This window comes from Pseudomonas sp. FG13 (genome assembly GCF_057809755.1).
In genome coordinates this window covers 214,614-229,344 of sequence record NZ_JBMDKO010000003.1, presented here as the reverse complement: position 1 = coordinate 229,344, position 14,731 = coordinate 214,614, and the positions used below count along the sequence as shown (strand labels likewise).

At 62.9% G+C, this 14,731-nt stretch carries 13 protein-coding genes; 3 read left to right on the top strand and 10 right to left on the bottom strand.

Annotated features, from left to right (window positions below; genetic code table 11):
* Positions 1–56: 56 nt before the first annotated feature.
* From tssH to tssA, 10 genes are all read right to left on the bottom strand, one after another.
* On the bottom strand, positions 57–2,747 hold the full coding sequence (gene tssH / locus ACODTO_RS04995) for a type VI secretion system ATPase TssH (protein ID WP_055136873.1): 2,691 nt from the start codon (positions 2,745–2,747) through the stop codon (positions 57–59).
* Entirely contained in the window at positions 2,740–3,792 is a 1,053-nt protein-coding gene (gene tssG, locus ACODTO_RS04990) for a type VI secretion system baseplate subunit TssG (RefSeq protein WP_489106045.1), read from the bottom strand. The genes tssH and tssG overlap by 8 nt, the downstream gene beginning before the upstream one ends.
* Positions 3,756–5,615, bottom strand: a complete 1,860-nt coding sequence (tssF, locus tag ACODTO_RS04985; protein ID WP_139641222.1) for a type VI secretion system baseplate subunit TssF — start codon at positions 5,613–5,615, stop codon at positions 3,756–3,758. The genes tssG and tssF overlap by 37 nt, the downstream gene beginning before the upstream one ends.
* On the bottom strand, positions 5,612–6,124 hold the full coding sequence (gene tssE, locus ACODTO_RS04980) for a type VI secretion system baseplate subunit TssE (RefSeq protein WP_139641220.1): 513 nt from the start codon (positions 6,122–6,124) through the stop codon (positions 5,612–5,614). The genes tssF and tssE overlap by 4 nt, the downstream gene beginning before the upstream one ends.
* Positions 6,118–6,543, bottom strand: coding sequence for a hypothetical protein (locus ACODTO_RS04975; protein WP_024776798.1), 426 nt, complete (start codon positions 6,541–6,543; stop codon positions 6,118–6,120). The genes tssE and ACODTO_RS04975 overlap by 7 nt, the downstream gene beginning before the upstream one ends.
* Complete coding sequence (locus ACODTO_RS04970; protein WP_024776799.1) at positions 6,543–6,998, bottom strand: T6SS effector amidase Tae4 family protein; 456 nt, start codon at positions 6,996–6,998, stop codon at positions 6,543–6,545. The genes ACODTO_RS04975 and ACODTO_RS04970 overlap by 1 nt, the downstream gene beginning before the upstream one ends.
* An 81-nt stretch (positions 6,999–7,079) precedes the next feature.
* Complete coding sequence (locus ACODTO_RS04965; protein WP_047698356.1) at positions 7,080–7,568, bottom strand: Hcp family type VI secretion system effector; 489 nt, start codon at positions 7,566–7,568, stop codon at positions 7,080–7,082.
* Positions 7,569–7,726: 158 nt separating this feature from the next.
* The gene (gene tssC / locus ACODTO_RS04960) at positions 7,727–9,223 is read right to left on the bottom strand and encodes a type VI secretion system contractile sheath large subunit (RefSeq protein WP_024776801.1); all 1,497 of its coding nucleotides are present in this window, start codon (positions 9,221–9,223) and stop codon (positions 7,727–7,729) included.
* A 2-nt stretch (positions 9,224–9,225) separates the two neighbouring features.
* Positions 9,226–9,732: a type VI secretion system contractile sheath small subunit gene (gene tssB / locus ACODTO_RS04955; protein WP_003177230.1), complete on the bottom strand. Its 507-nt coding sequence runs from the start codon at positions 9,730–9,732 to the stop codon at positions 9,226–9,228.
* An 81-nt stretch (positions 9,733–9,813) separates the two neighbouring features.
* Entirely contained in the window at positions 9,814–10,851 is a 1,038-nt protein-coding gene (tssA, locus tag ACODTO_RS04950) for a type VI secretion system protein TssA (RefSeq protein ID WP_175386917.1), read from the bottom strand.
* Positions 10,852–11,270: 419 nt separating this feature from the next.
* Here tssA and tagH point away from each other — a divergent pair, with 419 nt between their 5' ends.
* The 3 genes from tagH to tssK all read left to right on the top strand — a co-directional run bounded on the left by tagH (position 11,271) and on the right by tssK (position 14,726).
* Entirely contained in the window at positions 11,271–12,803 is a 1,533-nt protein-coding gene (gene tagH, locus ACODTO_RS04945; protein WP_175386918.1) for a type VI secretion system-associated FHA domain protein TagH, read from the top strand.
* A gap of 66 nt (positions 12,804–12,869) precedes the next feature.
* Positions 12,870–13,376: a type VI secretion system lipoprotein TssJ gene (gene tssJ / locus ACODTO_RS04940; RefSeq protein WP_139641214.1), complete on the top strand. Its 507-nt coding sequence runs from the start codon at positions 12,870–12,872 to the stop codon at positions 13,374–13,376.
* A 15-nt stretch (positions 13,377–13,391) separates the two neighbouring features.
* The gene (gene tssK, locus ACODTO_RS04935) at positions 13,392–14,726 is read left to right on the top strand and encodes a type VI secretion system baseplate subunit TssK (RefSeq protein ID WP_489106044.1); all 1,335 of its coding nucleotides are present in this window, start codon (positions 13,392–13,394) and stop codon (positions 14,724–14,726) included.
* The last annotated feature ends 5 nt before the right edge of the window (positions 14,727–14,731 follow it).

The following is a 14,731-nucleotide window of genomic DNA, read 5'->3' as shown; positions in this document are numbered from 1 at the left end:
AATTCCGCTATCGCGAGCAGGCTCGCTCCCACAGGGTTTTCTGTGTTCCTGTCAGGTCAGGCCGCGTCGCTGAAATCGTACTGCAATTCGTTGTCCACCGCGCTGATCCGCACGCCGGCCATGGCCTTGCCTTCGAGCATGCGGGTCAGGAATTCGCGGCTCATGTCCGGCAGCAGGCTGTTGGTCAGGATGGTGTCGATCATGCGGCCGCCGCTTTCGGTTTCGGTGCAGCGCGAGACGATCAGGTCGATCACCGCGTCGTCGTAGTCGAAAGCGACTTTGTGGGTGCTCTCCACGCGCTTCTTGATGCGGTTGAGTTGCAGGCGGGTGATGGCCTTGAGCATCTCGTCGCTGAGCGGGTAGTACGGGATCGTCACCAGGCGGCCGAGCAGGGCCGGCGGGAAAATCTCCAGCAGCGGTTGGCGCAGGGCCTTGGCGATTTCCTCCGGCTCGGGCACGTCCTGCGGGTTCTTGCACACCTCGGCGATCAGCTCGGTGCCGGCGTTGGTGGTCAGCAGGATCAGGGTGTTCTTGAAGTCGATCACCCGACCTTCGCCGTCCTCCATCACGCCTTTGTCGAACACCTGGAAGAAGATCTCGTGCACGTCCGGGTGAGCTTTCTCCACCTCGTCCAGCAACACCACGCTGTACGGTTTGCGCCGCACGGCTTCGGTCAGCACGCCGCCTTCGCCGTAGCCGATGTAGCCCGGTGGCGCGCCCTTGAGGGTGGACACGGTGTGGGCTTCCTGGAACTCGCTCATGTTGATGGTGATGACGTTCTGCTCGCCGCCGTACATGGCTTCGGCCAGGGCCAGGGCGGTTTCGGTCTTGCCCACGCCGGAGGTGCCGGCGAGCATGAACACGCCGATGGGCTTGCTCGGGTTGTCGAGGCCGGCGCGGGAGGTCTGGATGCGCTTGGCGATCATCTGCAGGGCATGGTCCTGGCCGATGATGCGTTTTTTCAAGTGCTGGTCGAGGTTGAGCACGGTTTCCAGTTCGTTGCGGGCCATGCGGCCCACGGGGATACCGGTCCAGTCGGCGACCACCGAGGCCACGGCCTGGTAATCCACGGTCGGCAGGATCAGCGGGGTTTCGCCTTGCAGGGCGGTCAGGCGCTGTTGCAGGTCCACCAGTTTTTCGCGCAGGGCGTGGCTTTCGTTGTCGGAAGCTTCGCTGGCATCCTCGCTGTCCACCACACCGACGCGTTCGCGCAGGGTGGCGCGGGTGGCGAGCAGTTCGTCCACCAGGGTCTTCTCCTCGGCCCAGCGGCTTTCCAGCTCGGCGAGGCGCTCGCGTTCGGCGCTCAGCAGGCTTTCGGTCTGGGTCTGGCGTGTGCCGATGACCACGCCAATCGCGTGCTCACGAGCAATGATCTGCAGTTCGGTTTCCAGCGCTTCGATGCGCCGACGGCTGTCGTCCACCTCGGCCGGCACGGCGTGCAGGCTGATGGCGACGCGAGCACAGGCGGTGTCCAGCAGGCTCACGGATTTGTCCGGCAACTGGCGCGCGGGGATGTAGCGGTGGGACAGCTTGACCGAGGCCTCCAGGGCTTCGTCGAGGATCTGCACCTGATGGTGCTGTTCCATGGTCGAGGCCACGCCGCGCATCATCAGCAGGGCTTTGTCTTCCGACGGCTCGGCCACTTGCACCACCTGGAAGCGCCGGGTCAGGGCCGGGTCTTTCTCGATGTGCTTCTTGTATTCGGCCCAGGTCGTGGCGGCCACGGTGCGCAGGGTTCCGCGGGCCAGGGCTGGCTTGAGCAGGTTGGCCGCGTCACCGGTACCGGCGGCGCCACCGGCACCCACCAGGGTGTGGGCTTCGTCGATGAACAGGATGATCGGCTTCGGTGAGGCCTGGACGTCTTCGATGACCTGGCGCAGACGCTGTTCGAATTCGCCTTTCATGCTCGCGCCGGCCTGCAACAGGCCGACGTCGAGGCTGCGCAGCTCCACGTCCTTGAGGGACGGCGGCACGTCACCGGCAACGATGCGCAGGGCAAAGCCCTCGACCACGGCGGTCTTGCCCACGCCGGCTTCACCGGTGAGGATCGGGTTGTTCTGCCGGCGGCGCATGAGGATGTCCACCAGTTGGCGGATCTCTTCGTCACGGCCGACGATCGGGTCGAGCTTGCCACTGCGGGCCTGTTCGGTGAGGTCGACGGTAAAGCGCTTGAGGGCTTCCTGTTTGCCCATGGCGCTGGGGGCCATGGCACCGCTGGCTTCGCCCGGCACACTGCCCGCGTTGAAACCGTCGCTGGCGGTCAGGGCGTTTTCCGGGGAGTCGCCCACGTACTCGTCAAAGCGCTCGCTCAGGGCTTCGGCCTTGACCTTGTCGAACTCCGACGACAGCCCCAGCAGGGCATGGCGCAGGCTTGGGGTCTTGAGGATGCCCAGCACCAGGTAACCGGTGCGCACCTGGCTTTCGCCGAACATCAGGCTGCCGTAGACCCAGCCGCGTTCCACGGCTTCTTCGACGTGGGAGGACAGGTCGGTGATCGAGGTCGAGCCCCGTGGCAGGCGGTCCAACGCGTCGGTCAGGTCCCGGGCCAGGCGCGCCGGCTCGACGTTGAACTGGCGGATGATGCGGTGCAGGTCCGAATCCTGCAGCTGCAGCAACTGGTGAAACCAGTGGGCCAGTTCCACATAGGGGTTACCGCGCAGCTTGCAGAACACGGTGGCGGCTTCGATGGCTTTGTAGGCCACGCTGTTGAGTTTGCCGAACAACGCGGCGCGACTGATTTCACCCATGCTCATGGCTCCTTGAGGTCTGTGAGGTGTTGGCCTGTTCGGCGTAATGCCGGGCCAGTATTAGATCGTTGGCATCTTTTTCGGGCTGTCCCAGCCAGGTGTTGAACCCCAGGCGGAAACGGCCGTTGAGTTGTAGCGCCGGCACCTCGGGCTGTTCCAGGACCAGGTTCAGGTCCCAGTCCAGTTCATGGCCCAGGTACTCGGCGACCCAGGCCACCAGCTCATTGAACGGCTCACCACCGGGCAGCATGCCCATGTAGTCGACGAACTTGAGCGGCCCGAGGCGAATGCGGAACTTGTGCTGGCGGTCCCACACGTAGCGGCCCAGGCAGAAGTCCACGCCCAGTTGATGGGCGCTGACGCCGACGCGGCTGCGTTCGGGCAACTCCAGCCATTGGCCGACGTATTCCTCGATCTCCACCGGCAGGCCGAAATACTCGCTGAGGATGGCTTTCAAACCGTCCGGGTAGCGGGTTTGCGCTGCCAGGTGACCGCTGTAATGCAGTTTTGCCGTATCAGGGATCAGCCCTTGCTTGAGCAGGCTCGGCATGCCCCGGCCGCTGAGCGCCGCCAGGCGCGCCGACCAGTAGTCGTCGTCCGGGCGGTCATGGCTGACCGTTGGCCGCGCTTCGGCCCAGGCCCGATAGAGCAGGCTGAGCAGGCGATGGTGGAACACATCGAGAAAGCGTTTGCTGGTGCTGTCGGCGTTGTTGCGCTGACGCTCGCGCACGTACTCGGTCATGTGCAACGGCATCGGGCCGTTGGGGCCGCCGAGGCCGAAGAAGAACTGCTCCAGCCGCGCCGGCGCACCGTCGACACCCGGTTGCACCGAGGCGAGGGTGGCCGGGGCAAAGGTGCAGTCGGCCTGTTGTCCGAGGCGCAGCGGATCATCGGCCAGGCGCAAAGAATGGCCCAGGCGCGGCAGTTCGGGGGTTTCGCACTCGATGCGCCGCAACGCCTGGAAGAAGTCGTATTCCCAGGGTTCCTGGTGCATCGCGTCCAGGGTACTCACAGGGTCGGACGACGTCCGGGCTTGGCTTTCCATCGCATGATCTCGCCGCGTTCGGTGGTTCGGATCACCGTCTCGGTAAAACTGTTGATCGACACGTAGCGTGCCAGGAAGCGTTCGAACACAGCGCCGAGGAGAAACACCCCGGTGCCGCGGAACGCGTTTTCATCGAATTCCAGGGTGATCTCCAGGCCCCGACCGAACACGATCGGGCCGGGCATCGGCAGGCGTCGGGTGCAGGCTTTGCTGCTGACTTCCCGCAGGCCTTCGATCTGTAATTGCAGCGCCGCATCGTTGCTGTCGCCGTACAGGCGCAGTAGTTCGCGCAGGGCGGCGGCGCCCTGGCCTTGTTCACTGAGGGACAGGTAGTTCAGCGACAACTGGCTGATCAGCCGCCAGGCCTTGGCGTCGTGGGCATGGCTGGCCCGTGGCCGACTCGGCCCGGCAACGCAACGCACGGCGCCGACCGGCGCACTGTCGGCCAGGGTGAAGTCGGTCTTGCCGCTGCCCACGCTCATGAACAACGGCAGGTCGCGGTTGGTGCACAGCGCCGTCACGCCCAGTTGGCGCAGGTCATGGCGGTAGGGCGCTTGCTGGCTGTCCACCAGGCTGACAAAGGTTTCGCTACCGATGTAGGTCGAGCGCGGGCCGTTGCGTCGCTGATCGCTGGACAACACCCGGGGTTCACGGCGCACCGTGTAATAGGCTTGGTCGCGGCCATAACGGGACGGGTCGCGCACGGCATAGAACGGCAGGAACGGTTGCTCCGGCCCGGTGCCGTGGCCCGTGAGGCCGGTCAGCGAATGCACTTCGAAATCCATCGGCCGGGTGCGGTCGGCGATCACATGGTGCTCGTTGACCCGGTCCGACAGATGGATGCGGTCCAGGCGCTTGGGGAACAGATTGATGGCCGGGGTGCAGAACGGCAGGAACTGCGCCGCGCCGACGCTGCCTTCCAGGCTCGGGTCGTGGCGGTCGAACAGCACGATCAACTCCAGCTCCTGGCCGTCGCAACGCTTGACCGCTCGGCTCAGTTGGGTGAAGTCGACGAACAGGAAGCGCTGGGGCAGGGCGAAATACTCCTGCAACAGGCGATAGCCCTGGAACGCTCGCGGCACCACCGGCAGCGCAGCGTCGACATCATCGAAGCCGCGCGAGCGCAACGCATCCTGGGGCAGCCGCTCGACCCAATTGCCGCCGGGTTGGCGGGCGAACACCGCGCAGGCGCTGCCCAGCAATTGTTCGTAAAGGCGGAACGGTTGTTCGTCGGCACCACTGAGGTACAGCGGCAGATTGTCCAGAGCCAGGCTGTTGAACGGCAATTCGGCCCCGGTGCGCAGGGTCAGGCGCAGGCCGGCCTTGGCTTTCGGCTCACTGGCGGCCAGGCGTCCGAGCACCGTGGACGGGTTGCCGAAGTACTCGGCCTGGCTGACCTGCAAGGGCCACAAAGTCACCGAGTGGGCCGTACGGTATTCACAGCAGGTCTGGGTTTCACGCCCCAGGGCGGCGCGCAGGACGCTGTCCCGGGGTAGCTCGAAGCCGCTGCTCAAGGAGCCTTCGTCAGGGTCGGCCTGCATCTGCACCACGGTCATTGACGGCGTCGGCGCCAGATAATGGGGGTAGGCGATTTCCAGCAGGTTGTGGGTGAAGGTCGGGTACTCGGCGTCGAGCTTGAGTTGGACCCGCGCCGTCAGGTAGGCGAAACCTTCCAGCAGCCGCTCGACATAGGGGTCGGCGCAGTCCATGCCGGACAACGTCAGCCGACTGGCGATCTTGGGGTATTCCTTGGCGAACTCCGCCGCGCTTTCGCGCACGTGGTGCAGTTCCTGGTTGTACAGCTCCAGCAGGCGCGGGTTCATGAGCGTCTCCGCTGATCGGCGTTGACCACGCGCACATGGCCGGTTTCCAGGTCCAGGTCGGTTTGCAGCATCAGGCGCAACGGCACCGGCTGCGCCCAGAGGTCGCCTTCGATCTCGAAGCTCAAGGCGTTGTGGTTCATCTCGGCCGTCGACCGGGCCCGCACCCGCAGGGTATGACGCAGGATGCGCGGCTCGAAGGTGGCGATGGCCTGGTGGATCAGCGCTTCCAGCGCCGAAAGATCGACGTTCGACGCGCTGTTGCCGGCCAGCGCCGGCAGCCCGAAGTTCACCACTGAGGTACCCGCCGGGGTGTGCAGCGTGGCATCGGCGTCGAGCAGTGAGGTGGTGTTGAGCAGCCACGCCAGGTCACGCAGCACCGAGGCCTTCAATTGGGTCAGGGACAGCACGCGTTTGTCGGCGCTTTCCTTGGGGTTGGTCGGATCGTCGTCGGTCAACCGGTCCAATAGGGAGGGTTGGAGGCGATCGCGGGTGGCGATTTCGGTTACCACGTAAAGGGTGCCACGTACATTTTCTGGTCTCCGCCGGCGCCGCAAGCTGCATACAGGCTGACCGTTCCCGCCTCGAAACCTTCCGGCAGCTGACGAATAGCCTGCATTTTGCTCAGACAATCGCGGCTGGGGGCGGGCATGTGTTCGCTGCGCCAGACCGCAAAAATCGGGATGTTATTGAACATTTCCACGCGCAATTTCTGCTGTTTATCCAAGCTGAAGCCGCACGGCCATTCCATGTCCAGCTTCATGCGACTCTGGTCGGGTTTGACCAGCGTGCATTGACCCTGATCGTCCACCAGGCTGAGTGGCTGGCCCTCGAAAACCGCCTGGGTGGTCGGCGTCCCGGCATGCTCGGCGCATGCGCTCAGGCTGGTCAGGCTAGTCGTCAGGCATAGGGCGAACAGGGCCTTGTTCATTAAGTGAGCTCCCAGAACCAGACTTTCTTGGATCGATAGAAAAGGTCGCTGGTTTGGGTCAGGCCACGATTCCATAGATCGATATGGTCGCCGCTACGACCTTCGGCAGTCTCTCCGGATTGCTGGAAGCAGTCCTTGAAGAAAATCAGGCCGGTCTTGCCCATCAATGTCTTTCGGTCTTCGGGGCTGTTACTGAGAATAGTTGGACGGCCCAGATGATGTTTCCACAACCAATTGGCCAATGACTCGGCGCCCCTGGCGTGTTCATGCTTGCACAGGGGGTCTTTGGTGTAGGTGGATTTGTTGACCTTGATGGTTTTCTCCGCATTGAGCGTCAGGCTCATGCGTATGGCGCATTGGTTTGCCCAGGGACCGTCACAGGGTTTTGCGTCAGGATGGGCAACCAACAGGTCGGAATAGGCTTTCCACAAATTGATAAACGAAGGCTTGGCCATGACTCAGACACCGCGCTGCAAAGGATTGGATTAGAGCTAGCACCAAACACCCCCGGCGCGTGGCACCGGGGGCGTGTTCGATTACACCTTGACGTTCTGACGCACGTTCCAGCCGAACTTGACCGGACCGCCTTCCTTGCTGCCGTCGGCTTTCTGAGGCTGGTAGTCCACCAGCACCTTGGCGAAGTTCAGGGTGACGTTTTCGGTCAGGCGATCATCGCTGCCCGAGCCGCCGGTGCTCAGGGATGTGATCAGCACTTCTTCCAGGTTGATGATCATGTACTCGACCTGGCTTTCACCGCCGGCCTTGCGCACGGTCAGCTTGACCTTGTCGATGTGTTTGCCGCTGGCGCAGTGCATCATCAGGTTCGGCGAAGCCTTGTCGACGTACTTGGTCAACGACAGGTCCTGGATGTTCACCTTGCCGGCGCCGCCGCCACTGCCCATGTGCATGTTGCCGGACTGGGACATGCCCCAGCTCCAGTTCAGGACGTCGATTTCGTCCTTGTGGGCCTTGTCCATGGACTCGCCCTTGATGTCGCCGATCTTGATGAAAATATCAACAGCCATGTTTTCTCCCTGTGTGGTTTCTAACCACGTTGTGTTGTGTTGATCGTTCCCACGCTCTGCGTGGCAACGCATCTTGGGACGCTCTGCGTTCCAGGGACGCGGAGCGTCCCGGGCGGCATTCCCACGCCGAGCGTGGGAACGATCACATCAAGGGGTTGTTACGCGCCCTTGGCCGAAGGCAGTTTCGATACCAGGCGCAGCGACACGGTCAGCCCTTCGAGCTGGTAGTGCGGGCGCAGGTAGAACTTGGAGTTGTAATACCCCGGGTTGCCTTCGACTTCTTCCACGATCACTTCGGCTGCCGCCAGTGGGTGCTGGGCCTTGGTGGTTTCGGTGGAGTGCGCCGGGTCGCCGTCGACGTAGTTGAGGATCCAGTCCTGCAGCCAGCGCTGCATCTCGTCCTTCTCTTTGAAGGAACCGATCTTGTCGCGCACGATGCACTTCAGGTAGTGGGCGAAACGGCAAGTGGCGAACAGGTACGGCAGGCGTGCGGCCAGGTTGGCGTTGGCGGTGGCGTCCGGATCGTCGTATTCGGCCGGTTTCTGCAGCGACTGGGCGCCGATGAACGCGGCGAAGTCGGTATTTTTCTTGTGCAGCAGCGGCATGAAACCGTTCTTCGCCAGTTCCGCTTCACGGCGGTCCGAAATGGCGATCTCGGTCGGGCACTTCATGTCCACGCCACCGTCATCGGTCGGGAACGTGTGGGCCGGCAGGTTTTCCACTTCACCGCCGGACTCCACGCCGCGGATGCGCGAGCACCAGCCGAAGTGTTTGAACGAACGGTTGATGTTCACGGCCATCGCGTAGGCGGCGTTGGCCCAGGTGTATTTCGAGCTGTCGGCGCCGTCGGTGTTTTCTTCGAAGGCGAAGGCTTCCACCGGATCGGTCTTGGCGCCGTACGGCAGGCGCGCCAGGAAGCGCGGCATGGTCAGGCCGATGTAGCGCGAGTCTTCCGATTCACGCAGGGAGCGCCAGCCGGCGTATTCCGGTGTGGTGAAGATCTTGGTCAGGTCGCGCGGGTTCGACAGTTCCTGCCAGGAGCCCATGCCCATCACGGTTGGCGAGGCGGCGGAAATGAACGGTGCGTGCATCGCTGCGCAGACTTTCGACAGTTCGCCCAACAGTTCCACGTCCGGTGGCGACTGGTCGAAGTAGTAGTCGCCTACCAGGCAGCCGTAAGGCTCGCCGCCGAACTGGCCGTATTCTTCTTCGTACATCTTCTTGAAGAGCGGGCTCTGGTCCCACGCGGTGCCCTTGAATTTCTTCAGGGTCTTGTGCAGGTCGGTCTTGGAGATGTTGAGCACACGGATCTTCAGTTGCTCATCGGTCTCGGTGTTGTTGACCAGGTAGTGCAGGCCACGCCAGGCGCTTTCCAGCTGTTGGAAGTCCGGGTGATGGATCACCTGGTTGACCTGGGCGGTGAGCTTGGCGTCGATGGCGGCGATGATCGACTCGATCGACTTGATGGCGTCGTTGGACACCAGGTCGGTCTGCGCCAGGGCCTGTTCGGCCAGGGTACGCACGGCGGTCTCGACCGCTTCGCGGGCGCGCTCGGTCTTGGGCTTGAATTCTTGCAGCAGCAGGGACGCGAATTCGCTGGTTTCTTCAGTCGCGCCCAGGTTCTGTGCGCCTTCGCGGACGGTATTGTCGGTCATGATCATTGATCCTGTGCTGGCTTCGGCGCGCTCGCCAGGGCCTGCAACAGCGCTGGGTCCTTGATCGCCTTCATGATGATTTCTTCGGCGCCAGTCTTGCCGTCCATGTAGGTCAGCAGGTTGGCCAGTTGGGTGCGTGCTTCGAGCAACTTGTTCAGCGAGTCGACCTTGCGAGCCACGGCGGCCGGGCTGAAGTCGTCCATGCTCTCGAAGGTCAGGTCCAGGCTCAGGTTGCCTTCGCCGGTCAGTTCGTTGGGTACATGGAATGCTACGCGCGGTTGCATGGCCTTGAGGCGTGAGTCGAAATTGTCGACATCGATTTCAAGGAACTTGCGGTCGGCCACGGGTGCCAGAGGCTCGGCGGGCTTGCCGGCGAGGTCAGCCATTACCCCCATGACGAAGGGCAACTGGACCTTTTTCTCGGCGCCGTAGAGCTCGACGTCGTACTCGATCTGCACTCGAGGCGCGCGGTTGCGCGCGATGAATTTCTGAGAACTTTGCTTCGCCACGTTGCTGCTCCTGGTCGCTTGAGCGACGGTGTTGGCGTCATCCGGTGGGGCCGGTGACGTGACTGCGTGATCCGCTCGCTGTTATTCGCTGTCCGGGCCGCGCAGGTTTTCAAATTGGCTTATGCCGTCGGGAATCAAGTTGCGCACGATGGCCGCGAAGTCGGCGTGCACCAGATTCTTGGCCCGATTCAACAGCACCGGCAGGGGGCTGGAGGGCTCGTGACGGGTGTAGTAAGCGAGAATCCGGTCCAGGCTGCGCAGCACGTCGTCGCGGTTGTTGATTTCACCGCTGACCGTGCTCGTGCCGGTGTTGCGCGGCATGCTCGGCGCGCTGGTGTATTCGCTCGGTGCGGCGCTGTCGTCGGCGACGGCGTCAGAGAGGGTGCTGTCGCCGCTCTGCGGCGCGAACTGCCCGAGAATCTGCAAGGCCATCTTCAGTGGCTGCTTCAGCGGGCCGAGGTCCACACCTTGGGCGGAACCGACCTGATCGCTGACCTCCTGCTCGATGGCTTCGGCAGCGGCGCGAGCTTCCAGCAGCGCCGCGCGGGTGGTTTCCAGCTGTTCGGGGTCGCTGTCGCGCAACGCGCCGGCCAGTTGTTCGGCACCGAGGCTTTCGTCCGCGAAACTTTGCAGGCCGCTGGCGTTGGCGGCGGCGCGCAGGGTGACCGGGCCGAAGGCGCGCGAACGGGCCAGGATGCTCTCGCGCAGCAGGCGGATGGTGACATCGGACGTCAGGCCGGCGAGGGCGTTGATGCGCACGGTGGGATCGTTGTCGTCATCGGCATCCAGGCGCGGGTGCAGGTCGGCCCAGTATTGCTTGAGTAATTCGCTGATCAGCGTCAAGACGCGGGCCAGGCCTGGAAGACCTTCGAGGGCCAGGGAGCTCTGCAACAGGAAATGGGTGATGCGCAGGTCTTTGCTGCGTTGCAGCAGGTCCAGGCTCTGTTGCTGGATGCTGCGCCACTCGGGGGGCTCGGCGGGCAATATCGAGTCGCCCATGCTGCGCTCGGGTTGACCTTGGGAATCACGTTCCAGGCGCAGGAAATCCGCGTCATATTCCAGGTCTTCGCCACAAGGCGAGTTCGCGGAAACGGCGGCGAGCAACAAAGGCACATCCACTTGGATCGATCTCCCTATCGCCCGAGGAACAATGAAGTCGGGCAGTTCACATGCAAGTTCCGGGTGGAACTTCGCATCTCCCTTAACGGTAATGGCCCCTTAGATGCGTGATGATCTTAAAGTGCCATCATTTATATTCAAGGAGTTGTGCATTTTTGGTGTAGTACTTATCGCTTGTCAAGGTAAGCTATTTCCACTCTGTTACAGTTGTGAGGCGCTTAACAACCCGCGCGACTGGCAGGTCGAGGAAGGTTCTGAGAGCGGTTTTTTGTCATGCAGGCCGGTTAATATCAGCCATCATGCTGGCAAAAAGCCGTTTCGCGGTTGTTTGCAAGGTTTTCCGGTGAGTCACCAGGCGAATGTTTCCCTAGCTCACCCGCGCGCGCAGACGTGTGAAAAGTATTTGGCAAGGAGGCGAGATGCCGCTGTGTTTGACTATCACTAGTTATCACAAGATTACCCCCGGTCAGTGTTCTGAAAAGTCCATGGATCAGGGAGTGATGGCAATTGGCCGTAGTTCCGATAATGATTGGGTATTGCCGGACCCGGAACGTTTGGTGTCCGGTAAACATTGCGTTATTCAATACAAAGACGGCCGATATTATTTAACCGATAACAGCACCAATGGCGTGGAGCTGGTCAAGGCCGGTGTTCGCCTGCGCAAAGGCAACAGTGAACCCCTGCAGGATGGCGAAATCATCCGCATCGGTGATTATGAAATCCAGGCGCGGGTCGACTTCAGTCTGCCGGCCACCGACAGCAACCCCTTTGCCGAGTCGTCCAGCAGCTTCGAAGCCTTGATGGGCCGCCAGGCGGCCGCGCCAGTGAATACTCCCGCGCCGATCCCCATGGTTCCGCCGGCGCAGTTCCAGGGCGTCTCTGCCATGGACACAATGCCGGACCTGTTCGATTTCCTTGCGCCGCCCAGCGTGCCGCCGGCCACCCAGCCCGATCATGTGCCGGCCCAGCAGCATGATTTCCGTCCACCAACGCCGATGCCTCGTCCCAGCCCGCCGCCCGTGGTCGAGCCTGTGGCAATGAGTCCCGCCTCGGTGATCCCGGAAGATTGGGACCTGTTCAGCGACAAGCCGGCACCGGTGTCCGTTGCCCCGCCGCCGGTCGCGCAATTGCCGGTGGTCGAGCCGGTCTCGATAGCCGTGCCCCAGATGCCCGAGCCTGCGATCCCGCTGCCGGACATCTTCGCGCCTGAGACGAGTGTCGCCGAGTTCAATCTGGCGGATATCCGCATACCGACCGAACCTGCGCCGTTGCCCGAGCCACCAGTGGCTCGGGTCGAACCTCCAGTCGCGCCAGTCGCTCCAGTCATGCCGGTCACGCCGACCGTTCCGGTCGACGCCGCCCAACCCGACCTGCTGCAAGCCTTCCTGCGCGGTGCCGGCCTGGACCAGCTGCGCCTGGACAAGGCCCAGGCCGAGGCGCAGATGGAAAGCATCGGGCGCAGTTATCGGTTGATGGTCGAAGGCTTGATCGACGTCTTGCGCGCTCGCAGCAGTCTCAAGGGCGAGTTCCGCATCCAGCAGACGATGATCCAGCCGGTGGAAAACAACCCGTTGAAATTCGCCCCCAACGTCGATGAAGCCCTGTTGCTGCTGTTGCGCCATGGCAACCAGGCGTTCATGGCACCGGACGCGGCCGTGCGGGACAGCTTCGATGACCTGCGGGCGCACCAACTGGCGGTAATGGCCGGTGTGGAAGCGGCGATCAAACATTTGCTGGCGCGCTTCGAGCCGGCGCAACTGGAAGAACGCATGGGCAAGCCTGGCGGGCTGACGGGGATTTTCAGCGGCTCGCGGCAGGCCCAGTATTGGCAGCAATTTACCGAGCTCTACAGCAATATTTCCCGGGAAGCCCAGGAGGATTTCCAGGACCTGTTCGGTCGTGAATTCAGTCGTGCCTACGAAGAACACAGTACCCGACAGCGACGCCGTTGAGCGTCGCTGTCCATAATCCTTCACAAGATAAACAACGGATAGCTCAAACGTCATTGAGGACGCAGGATGATTCCCAGGTTTTTACTCGCAGTTGCCACCGCGCTTCTGTTGACGGCGTGCGCCAAGGATGCGGCCAAACCCCAGCCCGAAGAGGCTGAGGCCGATACCGCCGCCGTCGAGCTGCACTTCCACGCCATCAACGGTCTCAACCCCGGTGCCACTGGCCAGCCGGCCCCGGTGCGGGTGCGGATTTTCGAATTGAAAAATGCGGCGACCTTCGGCCGTTCCGATTATTTCGCCCTGGCCGAACGGGCCCAGGCGACGCTGGGCGCCGATCTGATCGATCAGGACGAAGTGCTGATCCATCCCGACCAGCAATTGAGCCTGCAACGCGACCTCGACCCGTCGACCCGCTATATCGGCATCCTGGTGGGCTACCGCGAACTGGATCAGTCGCTGTGGCGCACGGTGTTGAATGTGCCCCCGCGCGCCTACACCGAATACCAGATCAGCCTCGATGTACGCGCCGTGCGCAGCGACGTCGTCGTTCCCCCATCCAGCCCTGCCCAATAAGCAATCGGAGCCCCCATGTCCTGGAACAATCGCGTGGTCTGGTCGGAAGGCATGTTCATCGGAACGCAGCACTTCCAACAGCACGACCGTTACCTGGAAAACCTCATCGACGCACGCAGCCGGCCCTTGTCGGCCGGCGCCTGGGGCTTTTCCGAATTGCTGATCGACCAGGGCCTGCTGGCCCAGGGCAAGTTGGCGATCATCTCGGCGCGTGGCCTGTTGCCGGACGGTACGCCCTTCAACATTCCCCAGGATGACGTGGCGCCGACCCCGCTGAACATCGACGACAGCCTGCGCGACTGCCTGGTGTACCTGGCCCTGCCGCTCAAGCGCGCCGGTACCCGTGACACCGTGGATGAAGGAGAAGTGCTGGGGGCCGCGCGTTACGTCAGCCAGGTGTGTGAAGTACGCGACGACAACGCACCGTTCGAAAACCGTGCGCCGGTGGCCGTGGGCTCCCGGGCCTTGCGTTTGTTGACCGCCCAGGACGGCATTGGCGACTACGCCGCCGTTGGCGTGGTGCGCATCAAGGAGAAGCGCGCCGACCGTGCCTTGGTGCTCGACGACACCTACATCCCGCCGCTGCTGGATGTGGTCGCCTCCAAGCCCCTGGCGGCGTTTCGCAGCGAACTGCTGGGCCTGCTCCATCAACGCGGCGAAGCCCTCGCCGGGCGGGTCGTGGCGTCCGGTGCCGGTGGCGCTTCGGAGATCGCCGACTTCATGCTGCTGCAACTGGTCAACCGCGCCCAACCGCTGGTCCAGCACCTGAGCCAGTTGAGCCCGTTGCACCCCGAGCGGTTCTACAGCGAGCTGGTGGCATTGGCCGGAGAGTTCTCGACCTTCACCGCCTCCGGGCGACGACCGCAGGAATACCCGCCCTACCAGCATGATGACCTGGTGCTGAGCTTCACGCCGGTGATGCAGGCGTTGCGTGAGGCCTTGTCGATGTTGATCGACAGCAAGGCCACACCGATTCCGATTGTGGAAAAAGCCTATGGCATCCACGTGGCGATGTTGGCCGACAAGACGTTGCTCGACAGCGCCAGTTTCATCCTGGTGGTGCGCGCCGACGTTCCCGCCGAAACCCTGCGCAGCCGCTTCGGCCAGCAGAGCAAGGTTGGTTCGGTGGAGCACATCCGTGACCTGGTCAACCTGCAACTGCCGGGCATCGGCCTGTTGCCGCTGCCGGTGGCGCCACGTCAGCTTCCGTATCACGCCGGCTCCACCTATTACGAACTCGACCGGGGCAGCGACCACTGGAAACAGCTGGGCAACTCCGGCGGCTTTGCGTTCCACATCGCTGGTCAGTTCCCAGGGCTGAACCTGGCGTTCTGGGCGATCCGAGGATAATTCGC